Annotated in this window: 21 protein-coding genes and 1 pseudogene; 7 read left to right on the top strand and 15 right to left on the bottom strand. The window is 36.8% G+C overall.

The features are described 5' to 3' along the window. Positions 1-2: 2 nt before the first annotated feature. The 14 genes from HRT55_RS11835 to HRT55_RS11900 all read right to left on the bottom strand — a co-directional run bounded on the left by HRT55_RS11835 (position 3) and on the right by HRT55_RS11900 (position 16,120). The gene (locus HRT55_RS11835; protein WP_287202074.1) at positions 3-554 is read right to left on the bottom strand and encodes a DapH/DapD/GlmU-related protein; all 552 of its coding nucleotides are present in this window, start codon (positions 552-554) and stop codon (positions 3-5) included. Beyond that, complete coding sequence (locus HRT55_RS11840) at positions 551-1,327, bottom strand: oxidoreductase (RefSeq protein WP_287202076.1); 777 nt, start codon at positions 1,325-1,327, stop codon at positions 551-553. Before HRT55_RS11840 ends, HRT55_RS11835 begins: the two co-directional genes overlap by 4 nt. 15 nt (positions 1,328-1,342) lie before the next feature. Continuing rightward, complete coding sequence (locus HRT55_RS11845) at positions 1,343-2,134, bottom strand: nitrilase-related carbon-nitrogen hydrolase (protein WP_287202078.1); 792 nt, start codon at positions 2,132-2,134, stop codon at positions 1,343-1,345. Further along, complete coding sequence (locus tag HRT55_RS11850; protein WP_287202080.1) at positions 2,134-3,453, bottom strand: glutamate-1-semialdehyde 2,1-aminomutase; 1,320 nt, start codon at positions 3,451-3,453, stop codon at positions 2,134-2,136. Before HRT55_RS11850 ends, HRT55_RS11845 begins: the two co-directional genes overlap by 1 nt. Further along, a complete protein-coding gene (locus HRT55_RS11855; RefSeq protein WP_287202082.1) occupies positions 3,440-4,159 on the bottom strand; it encodes an acylneuraminate cytidylyltransferase family protein in 720 nt (239 codons plus the stop codon). The genes HRT55_RS11850 and HRT55_RS11855 overlap by 14 nt, the downstream gene beginning before the upstream one ends. Before the next feature lies 1 nt (position 4,160). Further along, entirely contained in the window at positions 4,161-5,207 is a 1,047-nt protein-coding gene (locus HRT55_RS11860) for a nucleotidyltransferase family protein (RefSeq protein ID WP_287202085.1), read from the bottom strand. Between the two features lies 1 nt (position 5,208). After that, the gene (locus HRT55_RS11865) at positions 5,209-5,850 is read right to left on the bottom strand and encodes an acetyltransferase (RefSeq protein ID WP_287202087.1); all 642 of its coding nucleotides are present in this window, start codon (positions 5,848-5,850) and stop codon (positions 5,209-5,211) included. Beyond that, entirely contained in the window at positions 5,843-6,916 is a 1,074-nt protein-coding gene (neuB, locus tag HRT55_RS11870) for an N-acetylneuraminate synthase (RefSeq protein ID WP_287202088.1), read from the bottom strand. The genes HRT55_RS11865 and neuB overlap by 8 nt, the downstream gene beginning before the upstream one ends. Position 6,917: 1 nt before the next feature. Further along, positions 6,918-8,078 (bottom strand): UDP-N-acetylglucosamine 2-epimerase, encoded by a 1,161-nt coding sequence (gene neuC, locus HRT55_RS11875; protein WP_287202091.1) that lies wholly within the window; start codon positions 8,076-8,078, stop codon positions 6,918-6,920. Position 8,079: 1 nt separating this feature from the next. Next, complete coding sequence (locus tag HRT55_RS11880; protein WP_287202093.1) at positions 8,080-9,231, bottom strand: LegC family aminotransferase; 1,152 nt, start codon at positions 9,229-9,231, stop codon at positions 8,080-8,082. Positions 9,232-9,252: 21 nt separating this feature from the next. Further along, positions 9,253-10,443, bottom strand: a complete 1,191-nt coding sequence (locus tag HRT55_RS11885; protein WP_287202094.1) for a UDP-N-acetylglucosamine 4,6-dehydratase — start codon at positions 10,441-10,443, stop codon at positions 9,253-9,255. A 714-nt stretch (positions 10,444-11,157) separates the two neighbouring features. After that, positions 11,158-12,210 (bottom strand): Wzz/FepE/Etk N-terminal domain-containing protein, encoded by a 1,053-nt coding sequence (locus HRT55_RS11890; protein WP_287202095.1) that lies wholly within the window; start codon positions 12,208-12,210, stop codon positions 11,158-11,160. 335 nt (positions 12,211-12,545) lie between these two features. Next, the gene (locus tag HRT55_RS11895) at positions 12,546-13,076 is read right to left on the bottom strand and encodes a hypothetical protein (RefSeq protein ID WP_287202097.1); all 531 of its coding nucleotides are present in this window, start codon (positions 13,074-13,076) and stop codon (positions 12,546-12,548) included. A gap of 50 nt (positions 13,077-13,126) precedes the next feature. Then, entirely contained in the window at positions 13,127-16,120 is a 2,994-nt protein-coding gene (locus HRT55_RS11900) for a UvrD-helicase domain-containing protein (protein WP_291621504.1), read from the bottom strand. A 308-nt stretch (positions 16,121-16,428) separates the two neighbouring features. Between HRT55_RS11900 and HRT55_RS11905 the strand changes: the two genes are divergently transcribed. Next, on the top strand, positions 16,429-16,860 hold the full coding sequence (locus tag HRT55_RS11905) for a CBS domain-containing protein (protein ID WP_291621505.1): 432 nt from the start codon (positions 16,429-16,431) through the stop codon (positions 16,858-16,860). 213 nt (positions 16,861-17,073) lie between these two features. Here HRT55_RS11905 and HRT55_RS11910 read toward each other — a convergent pair. Then, positions 17,074-18,253 (bottom strand): annotated as a pseudogene (locus HRT55_RS11910) (IS3 family transposase). Between the two features lie 419 nt (positions 18,254-18,672). Here HRT55_RS11910 and HRT55_RS11915 point away from each other — a divergent pair. From HRT55_RS11915 to nuoG, 6 genes are all read left to right on the top strand, one after another. Further along, positions 18,673-19,071 (top strand): NADH-quinone oxidoreductase subunit A, encoded by a 399-nt coding sequence (locus HRT55_RS11915; protein ID WP_291621507.1) that lies wholly within the window; start codon positions 18,673-18,675, stop codon positions 19,069-19,071. A 1-nt stretch (position 19,072) separates the two neighbouring features. Then, positions 19,073-19,717 (top strand): NADH-quinone oxidoreductase subunit B family protein, encoded by a 645-nt coding sequence (locus HRT55_RS11920; protein WP_291621509.1) that lies wholly within the window; start codon positions 19,073-19,075, stop codon positions 19,715-19,717. A gap of 3 nt (positions 19,718-19,720) precedes the next feature. After that, positions 19,721-21,493, top strand: a complete 1,773-nt coding sequence (gene nuoC / locus HRT55_RS11925) for an NADH-quinone oxidoreductase subunit C/D (protein ID WP_291621511.1) — start codon at positions 19,721-19,723, stop codon at positions 21,491-21,493. A gap of 97 nt (positions 21,494-21,590) precedes the next feature. Continuing rightward, the gene (gene nuoE, locus HRT55_RS11930; protein ID WP_291621513.1) at positions 21,591-22,109 is read left to right on the top strand and encodes an NADH-quinone oxidoreductase subunit NuoE; all 519 of its coding nucleotides are present in this window, start codon (positions 21,591-21,593) and stop codon (positions 22,107-22,109) included. Then, positions 22,106-23,467, top strand: coding sequence for an NADH-quinone oxidoreductase subunit NuoF (gene nuoF, locus HRT55_RS11935; protein ID WP_291621515.1), 1,362 nt, complete (start codon positions 22,106-22,108; stop codon positions 23,465-23,467). The genes nuoE and nuoF overlap by 4 nt, the downstream gene beginning before the upstream one ends. Beyond that, positions 23,460-26,285: an NADH-quinone oxidoreductase subunit NuoG gene (gene nuoG, locus HRT55_RS11940; RefSeq protein WP_291621517.1), complete on the top strand. Its 2,826-nt coding sequence runs from the start codon at positions 23,460-23,462 to the stop codon at positions 26,283-26,285. Before nuoF ends, nuoG begins: the two co-directional genes overlap by 8 nt. Positions 26,286-26,335 lie beyond the last annotated feature (50 nt).

Consider the following 26,335-nt stretch of genomic DNA (forward strand, 5'->3'; position numbering starts at 1 on the left):
TGTTATCTAATAGTCTTTATAATACGCGCAGGGTTCCCTGCAGCCACCACGTTACTAGGCACGCTTTTTGTGACAATAGAGCCGGCTCCAATAACAGCGTTTTTGCCAATTGTCACTCCTGGCAGAATGACGCAGTTTGCTCCTAGCCAACAACCTTCTCTCAATACAACAGTTTTAGCAGCACTATGCCCTTGATCAATTATATTTTTGTTAGGTAAGTCAAAGCGATGGTTGCCTACATAGATATGCACACCGGATCCCAGCATTACATCGTCCTCAATAATTATACTGCCATCATTTCCTTTTCTAGGATCAGCAAAAAGCATTGTATTAGGTCTAATCACCACATTTTTTCCAATAGATATTTTTGAACAAGCTATGGCGTATGCTCCAGAGCGGAATTCTGCAGAATCTGAAAAGTATTTAAACTTTCTTTTTGATATAGCAATCATCGATTTTTTAAAAAATAATCGCCAGTGAGTAAATGGGCAATCAGGTCCTAATCGGTCACTTTCCAAATCAAATTTTCGTTTTATAAAAAAAGAAGCAATCATAAAGTAAATCCATCATCAACGATAATATTTTGACCTGAAATTCCGTGAGATGAGCTAGAAAAAATATATTGGACTACGTTGGCTATTTCTTTTGGGGACAACATTCCAACACTATTACAGTTGTCATTATACCGAGAAACAAAAGATTCATTCTGATTATCAAAAATACCACCAGGGCTTATCGTATTGATTCGAACTTTTTTACCACGATAATATTTTGCTATATACTTCCCTAAATGAATTAATCCTGATTTTATCACTGCGTATTCGACAGGCATTGTCATTGGTGTACCATCATAAATTTCAAATTTTGGCGCTATAACGCCATAAACTGATGAAATATTAATGATATCTCCACCATTATTTTTAGAAAAGTACTCGGCAAATTGTTGTGCTACAAGAAAATATCCGCCTAAATTTAGGTTGGTATTTTCACAAAAATCAGCAAATTCTACCTGCTCAAATTTCCTGCCGTAGTTTGCATTACGAGGGTAAGCGGTATTAACAACGCCATCAATAGAGCCAAAGCGTTGTTGTACTTTGTTGATAAGCATCAAAATAGAATCTTTTTCCACGATATTTATAGTAGTTGCCATTAATTGGCTTTGTTCAACACCGGCTGAAATTAGCTTATCGCACACAGATGTCGCAGCATCAATATTGAAATCGGCAACGACTACATTATCGCCATTTTCCGAGAGTATTTTGGAAAATTCTGTACCAAGTAAACCTGCGCCACCTATAATGATGAACGTTTTTATTATTGAATCCATAAAATAAATTGTCTCTTAAAAACTTGAATATAATTCAGTGCGTAAATCGTCTGCGAAAGGAAATATTGACCTAACCTTATGTACATCTTGTAGATTGATATCGTAAATCACAGATTCCTTATCAGAATATACGGGAGTCACCATGTCACCTAAGGGATCATAAATTACACTACTTTGCTCATACGACAAACCATTACCATCAAAGCCTGTACGATTAACCCCCACTACAAAGGCTTGATTCTCAATGGCTCTAGATTGTAATAGATTAAGCCAGTGACTTCTACGAGTATCAGGCCAATTTGCGATGTTGACCATTAAATCACACAGTTTTCTATAATAAGAGTAAAGAGGAGAGAAACGTAAATCGAAACAAATACTTAATCCAATTTTAGCCCCATTAACCTCCACTACTTCAGGCTTATTACCGCGAGAATATAATTCATTTTCACCAGCAAAAGAAAATGTATGCATTTTGTCATATTGAGCTAACATCTGTCCATTTTCATTAATATAACAACACCTATTATAATGTTGATTATTAGTAGTTTTTACAGCAAGACCAAATAGATGACTTATATGCGTAACAGCAGATAACTCTTGAAAAAAACGAATCGACTCAGAGTTATTTTCAAACTCAGAAATAGCTTCATTCGTAACAGAGAAGCCAGTTAAAGTCATTTCAGGGTATATAATTAGATCAATATCAGGGAATTGTTCTGATATTCTTTTTGAAATCAAGCTACATTGATCTTGATTCCCTTTTTTATCTTCCCATTTTTGATCTAATGAAACTAACGCTATTTTCATTAATTATGAGTTCTAAATACAGGGCGGATAGAGTCACCTTTTAAAAATCCGTCAGTTGTTTCAGCATCTATTGCTTGTTTATAGACTGCAAAAGTATTCTCAAGTGCTGTAGCTGTCAATATTAACTCTTTCTCACCATGGGCTTTTGTCAGCGCTATCCACGGCATTAACACACCATTTTTAATCATTTCTTGAGAAAATAGGGTTCGGAATGCCAACGAAACTTTTTCATCTGTACCATATGTTGCATACCAGGGAGAACATTCTACACCACCGGCAACAAAGTATTTTTCAAGCCCTGCTTCCTTTGACTTTCTATTCATAAGATCGATTAACTTTCGTCCATATGACCAAAAGTGTTCAATTACATTATCTTGCTTAAGTACTTCAACAGTTTTCACAAAGGCACCTAAGCCGCACATCTCTGCTCCGTGCGTAGTAGATAGTAAGAATAACCTTTCTCGACCTTCAAATTCAATAGAGCCCAGCTCCATGATATCTCGCTTCCCAGCTACTGCAGCAACAGAAAAACCATTAGCCATTGCTTTACCAAAGGTGCAGAGGTCAGCTTGGATATTATAATAATGTTGAGCCCCTTTAAGATCCCATCTAAAACCTGTGATCATTTCATCGAGAATAAAAACAATTCCGTGTTTATTACACAGACGCTTTACATCGTGAAGATAAGTTTCATTCGCATGGGTTTTCGAGGCGGCAGGGTGTTCAAGGCTACTTGGCTCTAAAATCACACAAGAAATGTCGTTCGGATATTCGTTTATCAGTGACTTTAATGATTCAATATCATTGTACTTAAACTGTTTAGTTTGATTAAGTACGTTCTCTGGTATGCCTTTTTTTATTGGCGTAGAAGAAATAAACCAGTCATCATATGAAAAAAATGGATGATCAGAACATCTAGCAACTAGTGTTCTATTTGTATAGGCTCGCGACAATTTTACTGCAGCAGATACAGCCGTGGAGCCATTTTTAGTAAATTTGACCATATCTACAGAATCTATTAAATCAATTAGCAGCTCTGCAGCTTCTAATTCAATTAAAGAAGCACGAGTCAAATTATTACCGTTTCTTATTTGCTCAAAAGCAGCAAGGTCAACTTGATCATCAGCATAACCTAAGTTAACCGCTCGTAACGCCATACCATAATCTAAGTATTTATTGCCTTGATCATCAAAAGTATATGCCCCCTTTCCTTTATGCATAATTTGAGGTGCATTTTCAGGGTACTGATCATAACCACGAGAATAAGTGTGAGCACCACCGGGGATGGCTTTTAATAGTCTATTTTTATAATCTGTCATTTGAATATTTCTTCATTAATAATTTTACAATTTCAAAATCTATTTCATCATCGATTTCAAATGCTTTCCACTTGGGAAACTCGAAACCCAGAGTACTTTCTGTATAAAAAGTTCTTTCTTTTTTCAAAGCTTCAATACAAGAAATATAAAGAGAGCCATCTAAATAAAAAGCATCGTCTAATTCTTGACGTCTAACTGCATGCCCTGTTTGCTCAATGAATGGTCTTAAAAGAAGTTTTTCATCTTTTTTATAAGCAAATATAGGATGATTGCATTCAGCTTTTGATACTCCAACAATTGAAGTGCTTTCAGGGGCAGCAACTAATTTTTCTAAAGCTGTATCTATATCAATAGTTTCGGTCATTGGTGAGGTGGGTTCCAATAAAACTAATATATCAAATACCTTAGATTGACCTTCTAACCATTCAATACAATGCAAAATAACATCTATTGACGCAACTTTATCACCAGAAAACTCTACGGGACGTAGGAATGGTACATTTGCTCCTTGTTCTAAACCTATTTGTTTATACTCTTCACTATCTGTAGACAAAACAACTTCATCTATATATTTACTTTTTAATGCTGCATTTATAGGCCAGCCCAATAAGGGTTTACCATGTATTTCGAGTATATTCTTATCTTTAAGTCCCTTACTTCCAGACCTTGCCGGTACTATAACTAAGACTTTATTACCATTAATCATTCTACATCCTCAAAGAAGCGTAATCTTGTTGAGCGCGTTCAAAATCAGCCATTCGACCTATATCTAGCCAATATTCATAAAATGGGTATTTTAAAACTTGCTTATTAAGGTACCTTTCTAGCAACGTCGGCATATCTACAAGCTCGTTTTCTTTTACGCTATCAACTATTTCCCTGCCAACAACGTAAATACCTGCATTAACATGAAAGCGCTGTATAGGTTTCTCCACCATACTTTTGATGTTTTTTCCCTCACTTTCGATTACACCGAACGGTACTTGGTATTCATATTCTCGAACACACATGGTTGCATCGGCATTATTTTCATCATGAAAGGCAAGTAAAGCTTCTAAATCAACTTTAGTCAGTACATCTCCATTCATCATGATAACGGGTAGATCAGGTAAGTCCTTAGGCAATAACCCTAATGCTCCTCCTGTACCAAGAGGCTGATCTTCATGTACATAGTTTATTGTCACCCCCCACTTACTACCATCTCCAAAATGCTCTTCAATCATTTCAGGTAAATAATGTGTAGAGATATAAAAATTGTAGAAACCTGATTTTATAAATTGTAATAGTACTGTTTCTAAAATTGGTTTATCACCCACTTTCAATAAAGGTTTAGGGCAATTATCTGTTAAAGGTTTTAACCTTGTTCCAAAACCGCCAGCCATTAAAAATACAGGGTTATCGTATTTAGTTTTTTGTGTAACGTGATGAATGGTCTCTAAACCAACTACCACACCGTCATCTATAATTGGAATAGAATGAAGATGCTTAGCATTCATTAAAGCTAATATTTGAGCTCTAGAAATACTTGAATCAACAACAGTAGGTGAAGTAAACATAATTTCAGAAATAGGATGAGTTAAAGGTAGCTCACTAATTAATGCTCTACGAATATCACCATCTGTTACTGTACCTAACAGGCGATTTTCAGTATCCACGACTAAGGCGAGTTGAAGAGCCTCTCCATTTATAATTTTTAGAACTTCTTGTATAGTTGCGGCTGGTGAAACAAGAATATTTTTCCAATTATGACTCATATTAATTTTTAACCTTTTTGAAAATACGTGCGGGATAACAAATAGTATTTTTATCTACATCTTTAGTGATGGTGGCACCCGCACCAATAATAACATTTTCATTCACATTTATTGACTGAATAACTGAAGAGCCAGTGCCAAAATGAACATTTGCTTTAGAGGTAACTTGTCCACTAAGCGTAACTCCTGGTGCGATATGATTATTGCTGCCTATAGAGCAATCATGATCAAGTATTGAACCCGTGTTTACTATGCTATTGTAACCAACACTTGTTCCTGTTTGTATAATAACACCACACATCACTTGTACACCTTCTCCTAAAATAGTATGCCTAGACACAACAGCATCTATTGAGACAAGTGTTGCAAAGCTATAACCTAAATTTTTATAGTTATTATAAAAATCCGCTCTTAATGTATTCCCTGGCAATGAGCCAATACCATTGACCAATTTAATCGTTGCTTTATCAAATTGCAAAATGTCTTCATCGGATTGAAACCAACGAAAACCTGAAAATAACTTTTCATTAACTGCCAGAAGTGGAGATACATAGCCAAGTACATTAATCTTTTGCTCGATTAACATATCTAATAGAACTGACGCATGTCCTCCAGAACCAATTAATAAAACGCCATTATTCATTAATTAAATCACCAATTTGATAATCATTTTTTGCTTCACTGCCAAGCAATCCCCAGTAATTAATTGGATTTACCCCTGAACCAGGACGCTTTGTAGTCATATTTTTTTTACTAAAAAGAGTCCCTTTCTTAATCACTTGTTCAGCAACAAGGCTTTTTCTTGCAACCGCTTTATTTTTGACCTCTGAAGGTCTAGGCCCTTTTAGCCCATCACCCAGTGCTAATTCAATATTTCGAATTCCTTCAATCATTGCTTTTAACTGATCAGGCTCAAGTGATGCTTTATGATCAGGACCTTCCATATTTTGGTCTAAAGTAAAGTGTTTTTCTATTATCGTTGCTTCACGAGCCACAGCAGCGATAGGGATATTGATCCCTGCACTGTGATCTGAATAACCTACAGGCAATTTGAATGCATTAGCTAAAGTATCCATAGCTTTGAGGTTAATATCTTGCAAAGGGGCTGGGTATTCAGTTGTACAGTGTAGAATAGTTACTCTTTCTTTAAGTAACTTTTGTCCAAGTTCAGAGTAATATGCCTTTTCAAAAGCTTGAATACTTGGCTTATCTGTTTCTTTTGCTACATATCCGAAGGCTATTACTCCTAATGCCGTTTCTATCTCAGCTAAAGTAGCCATTCCTGTAGAAACAATTAAATCACACCCTGTTTGTGCATGCTCAAGCACTAAAGGAGCATTAGTTAAATCACCAGAGGGGATTTTTAGCCTTTTTAATTTTAAATCATTTACTAAGAATTTTAAGCTTTCAGAATCAAAGGCTGTTGATAAAAATTCAATTCCTATTTTTTTACAGTACTCGACCAATTCAAGGTGAAATTCAAAACTTAACTCTAACCGGCTAAGCATTGCAAGTTGAGATTCTTTCTTTTGAGTATTCTTAATTTGATAATCAGCTTGCTCTGCAGTTGCCGTTACTAACTTAGATGCTTTGAAAGTCTGGAATTTAACGATATCTGCACCCGCTTTATGTGCAGCATCTACAAGCTGAAATGCAAGTTTTTCGTTACCGTTATGGTTTACACCCGCTTCCGCGATAATTAATGTCATCTTATGTTTCCACGTTTAAGTTATAGAAAGACTTCAATGGACTTACGCTTAATTCTTTGAGTAACGTAATTATTTGACCTGATGCATCACCTTGTCCATAAGGGTTAAAAATAATTTCATCGTTACTTTTATATGCTTTGTTAATCCCTAAATCGATAGCTTCCACAATATCTTTTTTAATAGGTTCACAATGAATGACACTTTTTGCAGATAACCTGCCTTTTTGGCGCATGCCTATATTAATCGTAGCAATATCAAAAGAAGGTACTTCGATAATACCGCTTGATGAATTTCCAATTACAGCCGCTGAGTGTTTAACTGCACTGAGGTATCTTGTTTGGCCTAGCGATGGAATTGCTAATACTCTTTTTGGATTAGTTTTAGCATAATTCTCTAGTAAAGGAATTATACTCCTTCCGCCATCATCGGCATTTGGATAAGTAAGAATGACCTGAAACTCAGGGAATTCATCCAAGCTATCAAGTAATTCTTGAAAAGAGATTACAGGCTCTTCATCCGCCAAAGTAACAGGGTGATAAGTCACCAATAAAAAGGGCTTAGTTAATGAAAAAGAAAGTGATTTAGATAATTCAGCAACTGTCATAAAATGACTACGTGATAAATGGTCAAGACCTATTGCCCCAACATTTTTAACTCTTGATGGTGTTTCACCTAATTGAATAACTCTATTTCGGGATTCATCTGTGGACGTACAATGAATATAACTTAATTTAGTTATTGCATGACGTATTGCATCATCATAAGCACCTTCAGTAATTTCACCACCATGTAAATGAACAACCGGAATGCGTAATATCATTGCCGTTTGTGCAGCAGCAAGGGCTTCAAACCTGTCACCTAAAATAACCAAAGCGTCTGGCTGAAGGCGGTTTAACGCGTCCGTAAAGCCTAACACACCTAATCCCATGCTTTTGGCAACGCCTACTGCTGTATCAGAAGATAATAATATTTCTATTTTTTCATCAATAGTGAAACCGTCTTGTTCAATTTGTGTATAAGTATTACCAAACTCTGGCGATAAGTGCGCTCCAGAGACCAATAGCTGTAGTTTAAGATCGTTATCTGATTGAATATCTTTTATCAACCAATATAACAAGCCATATTCAGCACGAGTCCCTGTAAAAACAGCTATTTTCTTCATTTTATTGTCCATTATTTACAGGCGAACTTGGTATATTTACTAAACAAGATTCAATCCATTCTGACACAGGTAAATCACCACATTTGGCATTTTCAAACATAGGCAACCTGTGCATTAATTTCCATATTGGACGAGTCATAACGCCATTGGTATTGGTTTCTTTGATTAATATTTCACGGCTAGCCACATCAGGGCAAATTATCGCATTTAACCAATAATTTGATTGGGCATATTCAGGCTCTTCAATAAATTTAAAATCTGAGTCCTTAAATAAATTTTTATATTGCAGCGCTAATGCTCTTTTTTGCTTTAAAAAGGTAGGTAACATTTCCATTTGTGCACAACCTAACGCAGCATTTAAATTAGGTAAACGGTAGTTAAAGCCCGGCTCATCATGAAAGTATTCGTAAGGGTGAGGTACTTTGGCTGTGGTGGTTACATGCTTAGTATGCATGCCTTCGTCATAGTTTTTACATAAAACCATACCGCCGCCACCTGTGGTAATAACTTTATTACCATTAAAGCTAATGGCACTGAAAGAACCCAAAGTGCCTGTGTGTTGCCCTTTATAAAATGATCCTAAACTTTCCGCAGCATCTTCTACTAGGGCAATATTCCATTTAGCACAAACAGCCATTAGTTCATCAAGCTCTACGGGGTGACCAAAAGTATGCATAGGGACTACAGCACGAAATACCTGTTGAGTAACGTGATGTTGACTGAATCCATCATTATTAATAAAAGCATTATCTTCGAGGTAACTATCTAACGCTTTAGGGCATAAACCTAAACTTATCTTAGACACATCTACAAATACAGGCTCTGCGCCCATGTGATACAAAGCATTGCAGGTAGCAACAAAAGTTAATGCCTGAGTAATAACAAGGTCACCTGATTTTACACCCGCCATATATAACGCTGTATGCAAAGCAGCGGTACCATTAACTGTCGCTATGGCTTTAGCCGTTCCGGTAAACGCTTCAATTTGCTGTTCAAACTGGTCGACATATTTACCAACACTAGAAACAAATGTACTATCGAGTGTATTGTTTACGTATTCTTTTTCATTACCAGCAAACGTAGGGGCGTGAAGAGGGATAAACTCTTTGGTTTGGTATATGTCTTGAACAAACTTAACTAATTTATTATGCATGTATTCTAGCTCTTCAGTGCGTTACATTTTACCATCAAGGTACTTACCTGTTTCTTTATGCCCAAAATCAGGGAGCATTTTGAAAAACAGCTTTACGATTTGTTCTTTGGTCCAAGCTGTATCTTGCTTAAGCGCGGCAATAGTTTCTTCAAATTCTTTAACCAACTGAGGATCAAATGTTGCCTCATTTTTAATCACGCCTAAGTTTTCAAATCGTTCCATGTCCAGCGTTTCATTATCAGTGAAGAACTCTTCAAAATCTTTTTCACCTGTGGTATCGCTATCAGTAAACAAACAAGGCCACTTACCTTCTTGAGGTAATGTCTTGGCTAACTCTCTTGCTTCATCTTCAGTTTTACAAAGATGGGGTTCATAGCCCATCTTTTCAAGATATTTTACAGCGATATTAGCAAAGGTTATTAAGTGTAATGACTCACTGAGTTTAGGGAAAAATATATCTCTATTTTCTCCAAAGATACATGACATCAAGCATAATTCACCTGACTCTTGTGGCGTAACAAAATAACGTTTGATATCTTTGGGGGCAACAATGGGTTGGCGTTTTTGAATGCGTTGATTAAAACCATGAAGTAACGAACCATCAGAAAAAGCAACATTGGCAAAGCGGGCTGTTGAAATAGTAATATCCGCACTACGACGCATTAAAAACATTTCCATGATTCGCTTCGAGGCTCCCATCATATTCACAGGGTTTGCAGCTTTATCAGTAGAAACACAAAAATATTTTTTACTGCCTTTTTCTGCCGCTTGTTTCATTGTTTTTTCAGTGTTAAAAATATTTACATCAATCATTCGCATTAAAGTATAGGGATCTTTCTCACTACGAACGTGCTTTAATGCCGATAAATTAAGTACATAGTCGTATTTACCATCCGCTTTGATAAAAGCATCATATTCAACAGAACCAATGTCTAAGGCAAATGTTTGAAAGTCACCTTCAATGTAACCAAGTGAGCTACGAATATCACGAACTAATTCAACCATGTTATTTTCACTGATATCAACAACATGAAGTTTTCTAGGGTTACGTTTAAATATTTCTTTTGTGACTGCTTGCCCAATGGAACCTGCCCCACCCAAAACAAGGAATGTTGAGCGAGAAACAATATCCATTAATTGTAAATTGTTATTTGTAACATCACTTGTAAACAGTTCTTTTTCACGGCCTATCAAAGACAAAATAGAAGTCATTTTTTTACCTTTATAACACTCAAAATAGCAACTGAATATGATGTATATACACACTTTAACATCATTCAATCCTACTTTAAAAAACACATAATGATGCAGAATATAAGACTTCTGCTACCTTCGAAATTAATCCTGACTATCGAGAAACCACTGAGAAGATAAAATTAACTTTAAACTGACAGTGATCAACATTAAGTTGACCTTCGAAACCAATTACTATCTAAATGATTAATTTTTATTGTAATGAGGTACTTTCACTAATTTAAAGTAAAAATTGTTTCGAGTGTAGCGCACTTATCAGTAGTCATAATAGGCTACATCTGCCATCAGAAATAAATACTGCTAATATCATATTTTAATAACTAAATATTGTTGCTACAGGGAATTTCAATTGCAAAATTATACTGTAATAAGACATAAAAACCAGTAAAAACACTATTTTATTTAGATAAACCACCATATATATATTTTAATTTTTCTTATTAATATCAGTTATAGATAATTCTATATTTAATTATTTCTAAAATAACACGAGTAATTAAAGTCCAAAAACTCTTTCAACTGGATAACCAATAATGGTATTAAGGCTACAGATCAATCATTGTCACTAGTTACTGAGGATTAACTACTTTTGAACTATCACACTTCAAAGTCGTTGTTCAATAATGCGAGCTTCCCTATTGAATAATTTGTCTTTGTCGGACCAAGCATCAGTTAATTATCTTTTGTAGTAAAATAGCGGACAAGTACGATGAATACCGACAACATGCCACCAAATACAGTACCTAACACTACAATTAAAGCACGTTGAGGTTTAGTTTTAGTATCAGGAACTTGTGCTGGGTCTATAGTTTTAAGTACATATTCTTTTTTAACCATAGTTAACATCATATTTTTAGTTTGCTCTTCAATCAGCTGGTAAAAAACCGTTTCCATGGTTGACACTTTAATGTTAACTAACTGCTCAGTTAAATAGTCTATTGAAGCTTTTGCCTCAATTTTATCTTGTTCACGCATAAACTCGTTAATATCTTGAATTAACCAAGTTAACCATTGCTTCGCTATTGTTGGAGAATAAAATTCAATATCAATATAAACCATAGAACTGATTTTATCTTGAGTTACTTTTACTAACTTTGAGAATGCTTTATACGTTTCCCATGTTGATGGTTCCGGCTTTTTAGGGGCTTTAACTTCTCTAAGCCATTTATCATTTACTATGTCATACGCTTCTTCATTTATAATTAAGGTGTCAGTTGCCATATCCCACTTTTTAGATGCCATTAATGGTACTAACAAATCATGCTTTGTAATGAAGTTTTCGATAAAAGAACGTGATTTTAATATTTCTAAGGCTAATCCTGTTTTATCAACACCACCTCCTCCACCAAGACTAATTCCCGCCATGCTGGCTAAGCCACCAAGTTGACCTGCCATGGCGCCTAAACCACCGCCACCTTCACTTGAAGCTGGGGCGAGTATTGCTGAAGCTTTATAGATATCTGGCTTAGATAATGCGAAAAAAACTGAAGCCACGGCAAAAATCATGCTGATAATGATGATGGTAAATTTACCGGCCCAAATCGCACGCCAAAGCTCGGATAAGTCAATTTCATCGTCTTGATTTTGCGTAGTTTGTAGCAGTCGTTGCTGCTGAAGTAACTGCTGTTGCAACAATTGTATATTGGCATCATTTGGCATTGCTTGAGGTTTTGTGATTGAATTTTCGGCTGACTTATCTTCTGAATGAGCTACTGACTTTGACACTTTTCACCATATCCGATTGGCTAATGTTGGTCGTATTCGCTTTATTAGCTTAACGAACAACAATAAAATTTGACGCATTATACGAAGAATTCTAACAAAGTTAAAGGGGGAAAGTGCTTGGTCTTGTTAATAATAAAAATAGAAAATGGATTCCCGATCAAAGACTTCGGGAATGACGGTTGTTTGGTTTATTTACCACAGAGGTCACTACATCGAGAAGAGAAAAACAAAACGCTGATAATTGTAATAAACTGAAGTCACTTCCTCTGTGTAGCGCAAAACGCATCTGATCCTTATTCGAAATTTCTCGGTGGTGATAATTACCTTTGGGTCTTCTATAGCTTTTGTAAGCGGCGTAATAATTCTGCCAAGCGCTCTATTTTAATATTACTCAGTTGACGATAATCAAGGTACGGACATACGATAAGTTTATTCTGGCTATCAATAGCAAATTCTTCATCTAACCAAACTAAATTAGCATTAAGATTACCGTTACTGATTAATGCTTTGGCATGACCTTTACCACAAATTATATGTACTATTTCGTTACTTGGATCTAATCGTGGCGCTGAAAAAAGTAAGGCTGTTTTGCTCCGTGCTTTTAATAGGTATTGATCACGATAGTCTTGCCATGTTGGCGCTTGCTTTGAAAAATAAAAATATTCTTTATCTAAAGCGTACAGTAACTTTGCATAGACATTAAAGACTTTGCGCCAGCCATTCCCACATGATTGGTTAATAGCGTTAATTTCACCATCAACCAATGGCAAAACTGTACTCAAATTATGATATTCAAGCATGTTAGGCTTATTTGCGATATATACTGCAAAGTTAAAATCATTATCTCCAAAACCTATATATTTCATCTTTTGTGATATTCCCTTTAATTTTATCTATTACTCATATTTTTCGTGCTTTAATCGACTAATTCAGGCCAATTTACTTTTGCATGGTCAACAGCGTTTTTACAACTCATTGGCTCATTTCCCTTATAATTTCGACAACCCCAAAACTCACCATTTTTACTGGCACGAAAAACCATTTCTGCATTACATTTACCACAAGTAGGAATCAGGCTTTTACATGACTCATTTAAGCAAAACTTAAAACCAGAATAACGCTTTCGTGTCATTGGGCTTTCACATTTAGCACATGATGTTTCTTTATGCTCACAGCGAGGAAAATGAGAACATGAGTAGAAAGTACCATATTGGCCAATGCGTTTTTTTAATATGCCGGTTTCGCAAACTAAACAATTAATGTCATCGACAAATGATTGGCTAACCGTGCTGTCAAATTCATCAAGTTCAATTTGATGATCTTCCACTAGTTCTTTAACAAAAGGGCTAACATCTGTCATATCAGCAATGATATAGACTCGGTATTTAGCTCGAGTGAGCGCGACATAAAATAAACGTCGTTCTTCAGCATATTTAAAGGTTTCTTTTTTCGCGAGTAGTGCATCAAGCAGTGCTGGTGTTGTTTTTTCCGAAGGAAAGCCTTGAACTCCTTTCTTCAGCCCCATTATGATTACATAGTCAGCCTCTTTTCCTTTTGAGGCATGAATAGATTGCGATTCAATAGTTAGTAAGGGGTATTTATCATTTAATTTTTTAAGGTCTATCTTGCTAGGTAAAAGAAACCAAAACCGTGCTAGTAAGTAAACGCTAACGGGCTGACATACTTTAGCTGAAATAGATGATAATACATCATTAATTGCACCATTTTCCATTTCATCGATAACAGTTGTTTTTTGTGAATTTACTTTACCGCTATCTCGTTTGAGCAGTGAAACAGCTGGTGCTTTAACTTGCTGCAAAGAGTTAATGGTTTTACTAATTTGCGCCGGGTTTTTACTAATAAAAGAGGTGGCGACTTTACCAATTTGATTATTAAATCTAAAGGTTAGGTCTAACTCTGATTGCGTGGTTGCGCCAAAATAATTTGCGAAGTGAGTCGTCAGGGTGAAATCCGCACCGCTAAAACGGTAAATAGCCTGCCAATCATCGCCTACGGCAAAAACGGAACATTCTTTATTATTATCACGTAAAGCTTTTACTAAACGCGCTCGTGGCTCTGATATATCTTGAAATTCATCTACCATGATATAACGCCAAGGCGAATGAAACTTACCTGCTTGAACATACGCTAACGCTTTATTAATCATATCTTCAAAATCAATTTCACCATGACATTTTAACTGCTGTCCATAAGCATTTAAAATAGGCTTAAGTAATTCTAAAGATTTTTCTGTCTGTTTTGGATTATCCGAGTTAGAGATAACTTTCTCTGTTAAAGTATTTTCGAAAGCACTATCTAACACACCATCTGAAGTACTGTCTAAACAAGCGGCTTTATAAAGCCCAACCAGTTGACAAAATATCTGGGCAAGGGCTGTTATTCTGCCACGCTCTTTAAGTGTTGCCAGTATTAGCTCGGTAGGTAATACTTCGGCCGGTAATAAGCCCAGTTTTTTTTGTCGCGCAGTCAATGATGCCATTAATGAGCTTAGTAATTTACCCTCTTTGTGCTGTGCATAAGTAAATTCCTGACAATCAGTTTCAAAGTGACTATGAGTATCTCGTTTCCACTGCATACTTTCATGGTACTCATCTTTATCTATATAAGTAGCAGTATCGCCATTCTTATCTATCTCATAATATTCAATATAAGTATTTAGTTCCGGAAGGAAGAAGTCAGGTTGATATTGGCTGAGTTCTATTGTTTTAACCTCATAAACATAGTTTGCTTGATACTGATATTCTATACCGTGAGAGAACAGCCAATTGGCAATATAAAGCTCAGCAAAGTTTTTAACCTTTTCATCTTTCAAGGTGCGAATATCATTGTCATTATAGTACTGGTGGCGTTCACCCAGATTTTTGAAGTCGAAGTCACTCTTTTCAACGTAGTAGTGCTTACTGAAGTACTCGAGGACTAGTTCACGATACAGCACCTGCTCACTAATTAGCTTTTCAAAACATCTTTGAGTCCATTTAGACTTTGCTTTTTCATCTTGTGCAAATTCCGATAAGCTAGGTCTTCTCCCTTCGACCTGGGCAATAATACTAAGCCCAAGACTGTGAAAAGTAGTAGCACTGATTTTATCAGTCGATAACTTATCTTTAATTCTTTCATCCATTTCATCAGCCGCTTTACGGCCATAAGCTAACAGTAATATTTCGCCCTTATCCGCCTGTTGACTAGTTAATAAATAACCTGCGCGACCAATCATAACACTGGTCTTGCCTGTTCCAGCGCCAGCTAACAACAGATTATTATCATTATCGATAATACAGGCCCTGCGCTGACGTGGTGTTAACGGGTTAGACTCAACAGTATCAAAATAACTACGATGCACTTGCAGTTGTTTATTGATATAGCCCTCACGGCAATCCACTATGCCCTGCTCTGTCCAACGTTGGTAAAAGAATAGTAATTGCAGTTTTTCAGCAACTTCGGCCAATGCCTTACTTGATTTACTTAACTTGCTTAAGTTACTTGAGTTAAACCAAGGCAACCAACGCTTACATTCTTGCTTTGCCGATAACTGAATACGTTCAATAGTTGATTGCCGTAAATATCGATTTGAAATGATTTTTTTTATCGCCGTTAACAAGGTGTCAACACGATTAATATTGGCTGATGCCCACAGCTGATCAAGGTTATTCTTTTGCCTACGCTTTGAATTATAGGCAAGCATAGTAAAGACATAGTTTTTATCGGCTGTTTTAAAGGTAAGGATTTGGCCGAAGAAACTCAGGTGAAATTCAGGTGGACCTATCAGCTCTTGCCATTGAATGTTGAGCAAGCGATTATCAACGTTAATGGCTAAGCCACGTTCAGTGATTTTTATTACCGTGGGAATACCAATAAACCGGCCAAAAACACTTGAAGATATACATTTCATTTACAAGACAAACCCAAATATAGAAAAGATACAAACACGAGAATGGTTATTCTATCATTAGTGCTGTATTCAGGTACAAATGAAGTGTGAGCAAAGTAGGGGATTTATAAGCTACTTGAGATAAAAAGACTCATTATCATTAGCTGTGTCATATAAAACATTTAGTACCTATATTTCAATACCTGACACAGGAAGAATGTTGTAAAAGTTTAATTCTAAAGAATTTAATGCAAAATATTAAAACGCAACTAAGATTAGTTATATAAAACATTACCTTCAAAAGAATAAAAACAGATCAGGAGAAACAAATGAAATCCATTAGAGTAGCGGATTACATGAACAAGCACCCTGTAACCTTTACTATTAACATGTCAGTTGCAGAAGCTTCAGAAAAATTAATTCACTCCCCTCAAAACGGTGCACCAGTACTTGATGTTTACCAACATGTTATTGGTTTTGTATCCGAGCAAGAATGCTTAACTCATCTGCTTGAAGATACCTATTTAAGTGAGCCTCACGCGACTGTTGAAGATATGATGCGAACCGATGTGCTAACGGTAGGTTGTGAAGACTCTGTACTCGATTTAGCACAACAAATGACTAAAAACAAACCGAAGCTTTATCCTGTGGTTGATGAGAGTAAAAGGTTATTAGGCATTATTACTAGAAGCGATATTTTAAAAGCTATAGATATTCACCTACGCTCATTTTATGAAAAAGGCCATGACCGTCTGGTATAAATAGCTGACAAAACTACCTAACAGCAATCGTTTCAGGCATCTAGAGACGTTGGCTATAAAGTTTTTAGGCCAGTCTGCACGGATAAAATTAAGTTGTTTATATCAATGTTGGATTACTGCACAAAATAAAGTCATTCCTTTTAATTATTAAAGCAGAGCTTAAAAATATTTTTAAGCTCTGATCTTCCCCCGATAAAACGGACACATTTTATTTCACGCTGCTATTGCTTCATATTCTATTGGTGAGCAATAATTTATACCAGAATGCATCCTCGTCGCATTGTAGTATTTGTTAATATAACTGCCAAGTGTTCCACGTAACTGTGCATCACTTTTAAAGTCATTACCACGAATAACTTCCGTTTTCATTGAATGGAAAAATGACTCCATGTGAGCATTGTCCGTACACTTTCCTGCTCGACTCAAGCTATGAACTATCCCATTTCGTTTCAATGCTTTTTGATAGACCTGACCACGATATTCAACCCCCCTATCAGTATGTAGCATTAAATTGTTTTCTGGCTTTCTCTTTTTAATGGCATTTTGTAACGTCCGTTTTGTTACGTCCATTGTTCTGTTCTTATCTAAACTCCAACTTATAATGCGTCGTGAATAGAGATCAATGATCACTGATAAATACCGCCATACCCCCTCACTTTTAAGTAAGTAACGTCTGCAACCCACACTTTATTTACCGCCTTAGGTACATCTCCTTCTGGACGTAAATTTTTTTCTGCAACGAGAAAACGTTTATAAGCGGCCGAACGTGTAGTCACGCGCATCACTCTAGCGACCAGGCCAAGTGCACGATATAAACGTTCTACGCGTTTTTTACCTATGTTGTACCCTTGCTTTTGTAATGCCTTAAAAATGCGAGGACTACCGTATCGTCCTTTGTTGTCGTTGAAGATTTGTTGAATTTTAACCTTCAACTCATCATCCTTAATTTCACGTGCGCTAGGTTGACGATTTCTCCAATCGTAATACCCACTTTTGGATACACCAAGTAAATTAATTAATGACCTAACACTTACTTCGACTCTGAGTTTTTCGATAAATTTATATCGTCCTGATGTTCCTCGGCAAGAAACCGTTGCCACTTTTTTAGCACGTACAACTCCTCCTTAAGCTGTTTATTTTCACGCTCAAGTTTTTGTTCGTTGGTCAGTTGTTTTTTTGCTTTCGAGTGTCCTGCTACTTTTTTACGTTTATCAGCCACAATTATTCCTTCGCGATATTCTTTTCGCCATCGTGACAGCATGAACGGGTGAATGTCGAGCTTTAGTGCGACAGATTTTATTGTGACACCGACAACAAAACTCAGTTGAACAGCGTTAACTTTGAACTCATTTGAATACTTCCAAGTTCGTCTTGGATTGTTGTACTTTGGCATAGAACACCTCATCTTTAGTTAGATTTTGGTGTCCGTTAAAGCGGGGTAAGATTACTCTGTTTTTTGCAGAGCTTGTTATATCCGTTTAATTAAACTATTGCTCACTTGTGCTGGCTAAAAAATTCCAAGGTTGCGTTATTCTCACAACCGATAGCCAGCTATTTCTCAATCTAGTGCCTTAACTTGGTTTATTTTTCCTTCGCACAATAAGATCACAAACTTTATCAAATTGGTATTAGTTAACCAGTCAGAATATTTAAAATCAGAACAGTGTTTATAATTCATAAATAAATTATTTATTCAGACTTGGTTTGTTGAAAATTTATACTATGCTTTTATCAAGTGCTGTAACTTCCTCATATTCAATTGATTTTTAGTTGATTTGAAATAATAAAGAATAATAAAGGTTAAGGTGACTTATGCTTTCAACCAGTTTTATAGTTTATTTTATCGCCGTTATATTATTAACTATCACCATGTTATTGGTGTCCCATTTACTCAACCCTAAAGTCCCCAAAAGAACAAATAATGAACCATTCGAATCAGGTATAGTTGGTCAAGGAAGCACTGACATCAGATGGAATATAAATTACTTTTTGGTGGCTATTTCATTTGTTATTTTTGATATAGAAGCAGTGTTTTTGTATGTTTGGTCAATCGTGGTAATGGAAGCGGGTTGGCAAGGTTTTTTTATCACTTCTTTTTTCATCTTCATATTATTAATCGCCCTACTCTATGAAATCAAACAAGGCGCCTTTCTCTGGGGTGAGAAAAGCCCCGCTAAAAATGTGCCAAATCAGTTAAGTAAAGAGGCTTAATATGCGCTGGAAATTAACGAAACCAGAACAAGTAATTGATACTCAAGTTGCCGGCATTGAAGAAATTACTGAGAAAAACCTACTTTTAGCCAAGCTTGATGACCTAGTGGCTTGGGGCCGAGGTAACTCTCTGTGGCCATATAATTTTGGTTTATCTTGCTGCTACGTTGAAATGGCCACCTCTTTTACCAGTCGTCATGATATCGCCCGTTTTGGCTCCGAGGTAATACGTGCAACACCAAGAGAAGCTGATTTAATTGTCATATCAGGTACAGTATTTTTAAAAATGGCGCCCGTTATACAATACCTTTATGAGCAAATGCTTGAGCCTAAATGGGTTATTTGCATGGGTTCATGTGCCAATTCTGGCGGCATGTATGATGTTTATAGTGTTGTGCAAGGCGCAGATCGATTTCTGCCTGTTGATGTTTATGTACCAGGCTGCCCTCCTCGCCCTGAAGCCTTAATGTATGGTTTAACATTACTACAACAGGCCATCAAAGATGGTTACACCAAACAGCAAAGACCGCTGAATCGCATTATTACACCAGAAGAAATAGAAAATTTTGCAGCTCGTAATATGAGAGATGAAAAAAACGATTCTCGTATGGCCGTAACGACACTTCGAACGCCCGATGGAGTCTAGTTTATGACATCAGAGCGTAATAATAAGATAAACGATGAGCTACTAGCACAAATTCCTGAACTGTTTAATCAATTCAATAAAGAGAATTTTTCAGCTCAAAGTACCTGTGACGACATAGTGACCTTATGGGTTTCCAGTAAAATGATAATTTCTATATTATCCTTTATGAAAACCATCACTGAACCCTTTGATATGCTTTACGATTTATATGCTGTTGATGAAAGGCTGCGTTTAGATAAAAATCTATACCCCGCTTTAGATTTCACTATTGTTTATCAACTATTATCAATTAAAAGAAATAAACATATTAGATTTAAAGTTGCCTTAGATGAAACCCAACTGCACATTCCCACCAGCACGCACTTATTCAAAAATGCCAATTGGTATGAAAGAGAAGCATGGGATCTGTTTGGTATAACCTTCATCGATCACCCACTGTTAACCCGTATTTTATTACCCCCTACCTTTAAAGGTCATCCATTGCGTAAAGAGTTTCCTTGTCGAGCGACAGAAAATGACCCCTTTACTTTAGATGAACAAAAACTACAAAAGGAACAACAAGCATTAAAATTTATTCCTGAGCAATGGGGCATGAAAAAAAGTAACGATGATAACGACTACATGTTCCTTAATTTAGGACCAAACCATCCGAGTGTTCATGGTGTATTTCGCATCGCATTACAACTTGATGGTGAACGTGTTATCGATGCAGTACCCGATATTGGCTTCCATCATAGAGGCGCTGAAAAAATAGCAGAGCGTCAAACCTGGCATGGTTTTATTCCCTACACAGATCGCATCGACTATTTAGGTGGAGTAATGAATAACTTCCCTTATATTTTAGCGATTGAAAAATTAGCCGGTATTGAAGTCTCTGAACGGGTTAAGTGCATTCGCGTCATGTTGTCGGAATGTTTTCGAATATTAAGTCATATGCTATTTTTTGGTACCTTTGCCCAAGATATTGGTCAGTTGTCACCTATATTTTATTTATTCATCGATAGAGAAAAATTATTTGCCATTATTGAGGCTATCACGGGGGCAAGAATGCACCCTAGCTGGTTTCGTATCGGCGGTTTAGCCCAAGATTTACCCCAAGGTTGGGATAAAATGATGCTTGAATTCACTGATTATTTTCCTAAACGATTAGATGAATACGAAGTCATGGTAATGCAAAATAGTATTATTAAAAGACGCAGTATCGGCATAGGTAAATATACCACGCAACAAGCCATTGATTGGGGCGTTACGGGTGCAGGTTTACGCGCGACTGGCTGTGATTATGACTTAAGAAAACAATCACCTTATAGCGGTTATGAAAACTACGACTTTACCGTACCACTAGATGATCAAGGCGATGCCTATTCTCGCTGTAAACTTAGGGTAGAGGAAATGCGCCAGAGTATCCGTATTATTGAGCAATGCATTAAACATATGCCACAAGGGCCATATAAAGCAGAACATCCTTGCACAACGCCACCGATGAATAACCTCAGTAAAAATGATATCGAAACACAAATACAACACTTTTTAAATACCAGTTGGGGAGCTGTAATGCCAAATGGCGAGTCATCTTTTGCCGTTGAAGCCACTAAAGGCATCAACAGTTATAGCATCATCAGTGATGGCACCAGCTCAAGTTATCGTACACGCATCAGAACCCCTTCTTTTCCACATTTACAAATGATTCCTGAAATATCGAAAGGTTTAATGCTTGCCGATTTAATCGTCATTATCGCCAGTATAGATTTTGTTATGGCTGATGTTGATAGATGATATTGATATGTGAACTTTGTAGGTAAGTACAAAGTTAATGAAGTAAATCTTGATGATATAAAAAGTATGCAAGTAAAAATAAACGAGGAGATGCTCTATGACATTACATAACGAGATTCCAACTAATCAAACAGTTGAACTCAGTGATGTTGAAAAAGCCCAAATTGATAAATTGTTACTTGAAACACCCTATACCTCTGGGGCGAGTATTGATGCCTTGAAAATAATACAAAGCCACCGAGGCTGGGTCAGCGATACCAGCCTGTTAGCTTTATCTCTTTATTTAAATTTACCCCTAGGGGATCTAGATTCCGTTGCCACGTTTTATAACCTTATTTTTCGCCAGCCCGTCGGTAAAGTGGTATTGCACCCATGTGATGGCATTAGTTGCGATCTTATGGGTGGACAGAAAATCAGACTGTGCATTAACAAACAGCTAAAAATAACTAATGGCCAAACTACAGAGGATAATCAATTTACCCTGATACCCCTGCCTTGCTTAGGTGCATGTGATAAAGCACCAGTAATGATAGCCAACCAAATACTATTTGAGCTAATACAAGAAGAAAGTTTGCCTTTGATTTTAAATAACTTAACAGAGGCAACATCTAAATGAACTCTGAACAAAGTATCGAGCAAAGTACAGAACAAGGTAGAGAGCAAAGCCCTAAGCCGACAAAACCTTTAACACGTTTTATCACCGATGATGATAACTGCTGGCAGTTAAGCCAGTATCAAAATCTAGGTGGATATGATGGTTTAAAACACGCTTTAACACTCTCTCATACTGCAGTACTCGATGAAATAAAAGCGTCTAATCTCAGAGGCCGCGGAGGGGCGGGTTTTCCTACCGGATTAAAATGGAGTTTTGTGCCGCAAGGTGATGACGCACCTCGTCCAAAATACATGATAGTTAATGCCGATGAAATGGAACCTGGCGCATTTAAAGACAGATTATTATTAGAAAAAACACCACATCAAATCATAGAAGGCTTGCTCATAGGGGGTTATACCTTAGATGCCGACATAGGCTATATTTTTATTCGAGGTGATTATTATACCGCTATCCAACATATAGAAATCGCCCTGAAAGAATGTTACGACAATAACCTATTAGGCAAAGATATTCTTGGCAGTGGCTTTAATTTTGAAATACATATCCATACCAGTGCAGGACGCTATATTTGCGGCGAAGAAACCGCTTTAATCAATTCCCTTGAAGGAAAACGAGCAACCCCCAGAGCAAAACCGCCCTTTCCACAAGTGGCTGGCTTATGGGGTAAACCTACCATAGTGAACAATGTCGAAACTTTTTGTAATTTACCTCATATTATAAATTTTGGTGCCGATTGGTTTAAATCTTTGGGACGCTTTAAAGATTCCGGGACAAAAATATTTGGTGTCAGTGGTCGGGTTAAAAACCCCGGTTTATGGGAGTTGCCTATGGGCACGCCTATTGGTGAAATCATTGAGAATTACGCCGGCGGTATGTCTGATGGTTATAAATTAAAAGGATATTTACCTGGCGGAGGCTCAACCGATTTTTTACTAGAAAAACACTTCGATACCCCGATGGATTATGACGAAATAGGTAAACAAAGAAGTCGTATGGGCACAGGCACAATTATTGTTTTAGATGATAAATACTGCCCTGTGGCTATGGTGTTAAATTTAGTTAAATTTTTCGCTCAAGAATCATGTGGCTGGTGTACACCATGCAGGGATGGTTTGCCTTGGGCTGCGGTATTACTTGAGAAAATAGAACAAGGTAAAGGCGAGTTAACTGACATTGAACAGCTTGAAGATTTATGTAAATTTGCCGCCCCCGGTAATACTTTTTGTGCACTTGCACCCGGTGCAGTTGAACCCTTACAAAGTGCCCTCAATTATTTCAGAGATGATTTTGAACAACATATAGAACAGAAGTCATGCCCTTATTGCGCTCAAGACCATTCGGAGGCAGCTCATGACTAACATGGTCACTATTTTTATTGAGGACTTACCCTATCAAGTAGCTGATGATATTAACTTGCTGCAAGCATGTTTAAGTTTAAAGTTGGATATACCCTACTTTTGTTGGCACCCCGCGATGGGATCTGTCGGTGCTTGTCGTCAATGTGCGGTAATGCAATATCAAAATGAAGACGATACCAGGGGTCGATTAGTCATGTCTTGCATGACGCCTGTATCTGAGGGCATGCGATTATCATTTAACAATGAAAAAGCCGAAACCTTTCGAGCGACAAATATAGAAGCCATTATGACAAATCATCCTCATGATTGTCCGGTATGTGAAGAAGGCGGCGACTGTCACTTACAAGATATGACTTTGCTCAGTGGCCATATAAAACGCCGTTATCCTGGCACAAAACGTACTCATAACAATCAATACTTAGGGCCTTTATTAAATCATGAAATGAATCGCTGCATCGGTTGTTATCGCTGCGTGCGATTTTATCGTGATTATTGTGGCGGTAATGATTTAAATGTTTTCTCTTCAAAAAACAACATTTATTTTGGTCGTGCTGAACCAGGCATTTTAGAGAATGAATTTAGTGGCAATTTAGCTGAAGTATGCCCTACCGGCGTATTTACCGATAAACCGTTTAGCCAGCACTACATTCGCAAATGGGATCTGCAATCATCGCCGTCAATTTGTAGCCATTGCAGTGTTGGTTGTAATACTTATGTCACTGAACGTGGCGGTATTATACGCAAGATTAACAATCGATATAATGAAGAAATAAATGGCCATTTTTTATGTGACCGTGGCAGGTTTGCTTATCAACATGTCAATCATGAAAGTAAATTAACCCAAGTATGGTCTCGTGCTCAGCAACAAAATAGTCAAAGCCAACAAACCCATGTTTTGGATGATAAAAAAGCACATAGTCAATTCAGCCAATGGCTCAATGAAGCTGATGCGCAAGTCGTAGGTATTGGCTCTGCCCGTTCCTCCATTGAAAATAATGCCGCTCTACATAAGTTAGTTGGCGCCAATAATTTTTATGCTGGTATAGCCAGTGACGAATTCAGTCAACTGCAGTTATTAATTAAAACCTATAAAAGTAATCAGCTTTCTTTAGTTTCTCTTAATGACATAGAACAAAGTGATGCGGTACTTTTAGTGGGCGAAGATGTAACACAAACAGCACCTAGATTAGCCTTATCTATAAGGCAAATGACTAAAAATGCCGGCATTGCTAAAGCGGCTAAAATGGGGATAAAACATTGGCAAGATGAAGCCGTAAGAAATATCAGTCAAGATGAAAAATCACCGCTTATTATTATCAATACTCATGAAACTAAATTAGCTGATGTGGCAAAACATAACCTAAACTTAGCCCCGAATAAACAGCTTGAACTACTTTTAGAAATTGAAGCTTATCTGACTAATGAAGACGCTAAAACACATTTTTCTGCAACACTTTTGTCTGAAACAAAAAGTTCTGACATCGCCATAGCTATCGCCAATGAATTACTTACAGCAAATAACCCCGTCGTTGTCACTGGCACCCATAGTTTTGATATTACCTTGTTATCAGCATGTTTAAGAGTCAGTATTTTATTAAAAGATCAAAAAGAAAATGCAGGGTTTTATTGTGCAACATCGGCTATTAATGCCTTAGGACTGTCTTTATTAGTACAGCCTGATGATGATATTGCTCATGACCTTGATAGCTTAATAGAAAATATAAAATCTAAGCCACCGACATTACTTATCATTATGGAAACTGATTTATACCGGTATTGCTCAAATGAAAAACTAACCACTTATTTAGATAAAATTAAGCATATTGTTGTTATTGAGCAAATCCTAACCGATACAGTGAAAATGGCAGATTTGGTATTACCTGCCGCCTCTTTTGCTGAACAACATGGCAGCTGGTTAAATAATGAAGCTAGATTACAACGTGCTTATGCCGTTATGCCCGCAAGTGAAATGAGACAAACCCCAGTGCAATGGTTAGCACAACATAACTCGCTTGATGATGAGCATAACCTTTATCGCTACATTCAAAATATCAGCCCTCTTTTGCAACCAATAATGCAATTTTACACAGCGGATAAAAGTGACTTTTCCGTCGCTAGCCAGCCAATGCGATCATCGGCTCGAACGGCTTTTTTTGCCAATATCGATGTTAAAGAATATGCGCCTAAACGTGATGAAAAATCCAATTTGACCTTTTCCATGGAAGGGGTTGCTGGTTTTAGACAACAAACACTGAATAATAGCCAACATAAAATAACCACGCCAGTGACGGGTGTCTGGTCACCTAAATGGAATTCAAATCAAGCGGTGAATAAAACCTTAAGTAACACCTTAAATGAATCAAGCGTTCAAGATAAAGCAGATTTAGACATAGGCTTGAACTTAGACTTGAACTTAAGCTTAAAAATATTTGACCATATCAATACAAACAGGTTTGAAGTACCTGCTTCTAAAATAGATTCACCAAGTCAGCCATTAACTAACATAAGTATTTGTCCTCATCATCATATTTATAGTAATGACGAACTCAGCGATTATTCGTCAAGCATTCAGCAACTAAGACCTGATCCGGTAATTTCCCTTAATCAAAAGCAAGCAAACGATTTAGCCATTAAATCTGGTGAAAACCTCACTATAACCTCTAATAATTATAATATTTCTTTGCCCTGCCTTATTAATAATACTCTGGCAGACAAAGTTGTTTTAGTACCCTTTACTGAATTCATGCGCTTGGGAGCTAACAAGCAGGTTTCATCTAATTACTCTGCTGGGAATACTAATGGAGATGTAAATGGATAGCTGGTTAACACCCTTAATCATATTAATCGTTTTGCTCTTCATATTAGCTG

This window comes from Colwellia sp. (assembly GCF_013214175.1).
GTDB lineage: Bacteria > Pseudomonadota > Gammaproteobacteria > Enterobacterales > Alteromonadaceae > Colwellia.

Bases quoted from the DNA above. Each gene is read 5' to 3' on its own strand.
- HRT55_RS11835 (WP_287202074.1), bottom strand. From the start codon at position 554: ATGATTGCTTCTTTTTTTATAAAACGAAAATTTGATTTGGAAAGTGAC.
- HRT55_RS11840 (WP_287202076.1), bottom strand. From the start codon at position 1,327: ATGGATTCAATAATAAAAACGTTCATCATTATAGGTGGCGCAGGTTTA.
- HRT55_RS11845 (WP_287202078.1), bottom strand. From the start codon at position 2,134: ATGAAAATAGCGTTAGTTTCATTAGATCAAAAATGGGAAGATAAAAAA.
- HRT55_RS11850 (WP_287202080.1), bottom strand. From the start codon at position 3,453: ATGACAGATTATAAAAATAGACTATTAAAAGCCATCCCCGGTGGTGCT.
- HRT55_RS11855 (WP_287202082.1), bottom strand. From the start codon at position 4,159: ATGATTAATGGTAATAAAGTCTTAGTTATAGTACCGGCAAGGTCTGGA.
- HRT55_RS11860 (WP_287202085.1), bottom strand. From the start codon at position 5,207: ATGAGTCATAATTGGAAAAATATTCTTGTTTCACCAGCCGCAACTATA.
- HRT55_RS11865 (WP_287202087.1), bottom strand. From the start codon at position 5,850: ATGAATAATGGCGTTTTATTAATTGGTTCTGGAGGACATGCGTCAGTT.
- neuB (WP_287202088.1), bottom strand. From the start codon at position 6,916: ATGACATTAATTATCGCGGAAGCGGGTGTAAACCATAACGGTAACGAA.
- neuC (WP_287202091.1), bottom strand. From the start codon at position 8,078: ATGAAGAAAATAGCTGTTTTTACAGGGACTCGTGCTGAATATGGCTTG.
- HRT55_RS11880 (WP_287202093.1), bottom strand. From the start codon at position 9,231: ATGCATAATAAATTAGTTAAGTTTGTTCAAGACATATACCAAACCAAA.
- HRT55_RS11885 (WP_287202094.1), bottom strand. From the start codon at position 10,443: ATGACTTCTATTTTGTCTTTGATAGGCCGTGAAAAAGAACTGTTTACA.
- HRT55_RS11895 (WP_287202097.1), bottom strand. From the start codon at position 13,076: ATGAAATATATAGGTTTTGGAGATAATGATTTTAACTTTGCAGTATAT.
- HRT55_RS11900 (WP_291621504.1), bottom strand. From the start codon at position 16,120: ATGAAATGTATATCTTCAAGTGTTTTTGGCCGGTTTATTGGTATTCCC.
- HRT55_RS11905 (WP_291621505.1), top strand. From the start codon at position 16,429: ATGAAATCCATTAGAGTAGCGGATTACATGAACAAGCACCCTGTAACC.
- HRT55_RS11915 (WP_291621507.1), top strand. From the start codon at position 18,673: ATGCTTTCAACCAGTTTTATAGTTTATTTTATCGCCGTTATATTATTA.
- HRT55_RS11920 (WP_291621509.1), top strand. From the start codon at position 19,073: ATGCGCTGGAAATTAACGAAACCAGAACAAGTAATTGATACTCAAGTT.
- nuoC (WP_291621511.1), top strand. From the start codon at position 19,721: ATGACATCAGAGCGTAATAATAAGATAAACGATGAGCTACTAGCACAA.
- nuoE (WP_291621513.1), top strand. From the start codon at position 21,591: ATGACATTACATAACGAGATTCCAACTAATCAAACAGTTGAACTCAGT.
- nuoF (WP_291621515.1), top strand. From the start codon at position 22,106: ATGAACTCTGAACAAAGTATCGAGCAAAGTACAGAACAAGGTAGAGAG.
- nuoG (WP_291621517.1), top strand. From the start codon at position 23,460: ATGACTAACATGGTCACTATTTTTATTGAGGACTTACCCTATCAAGTA.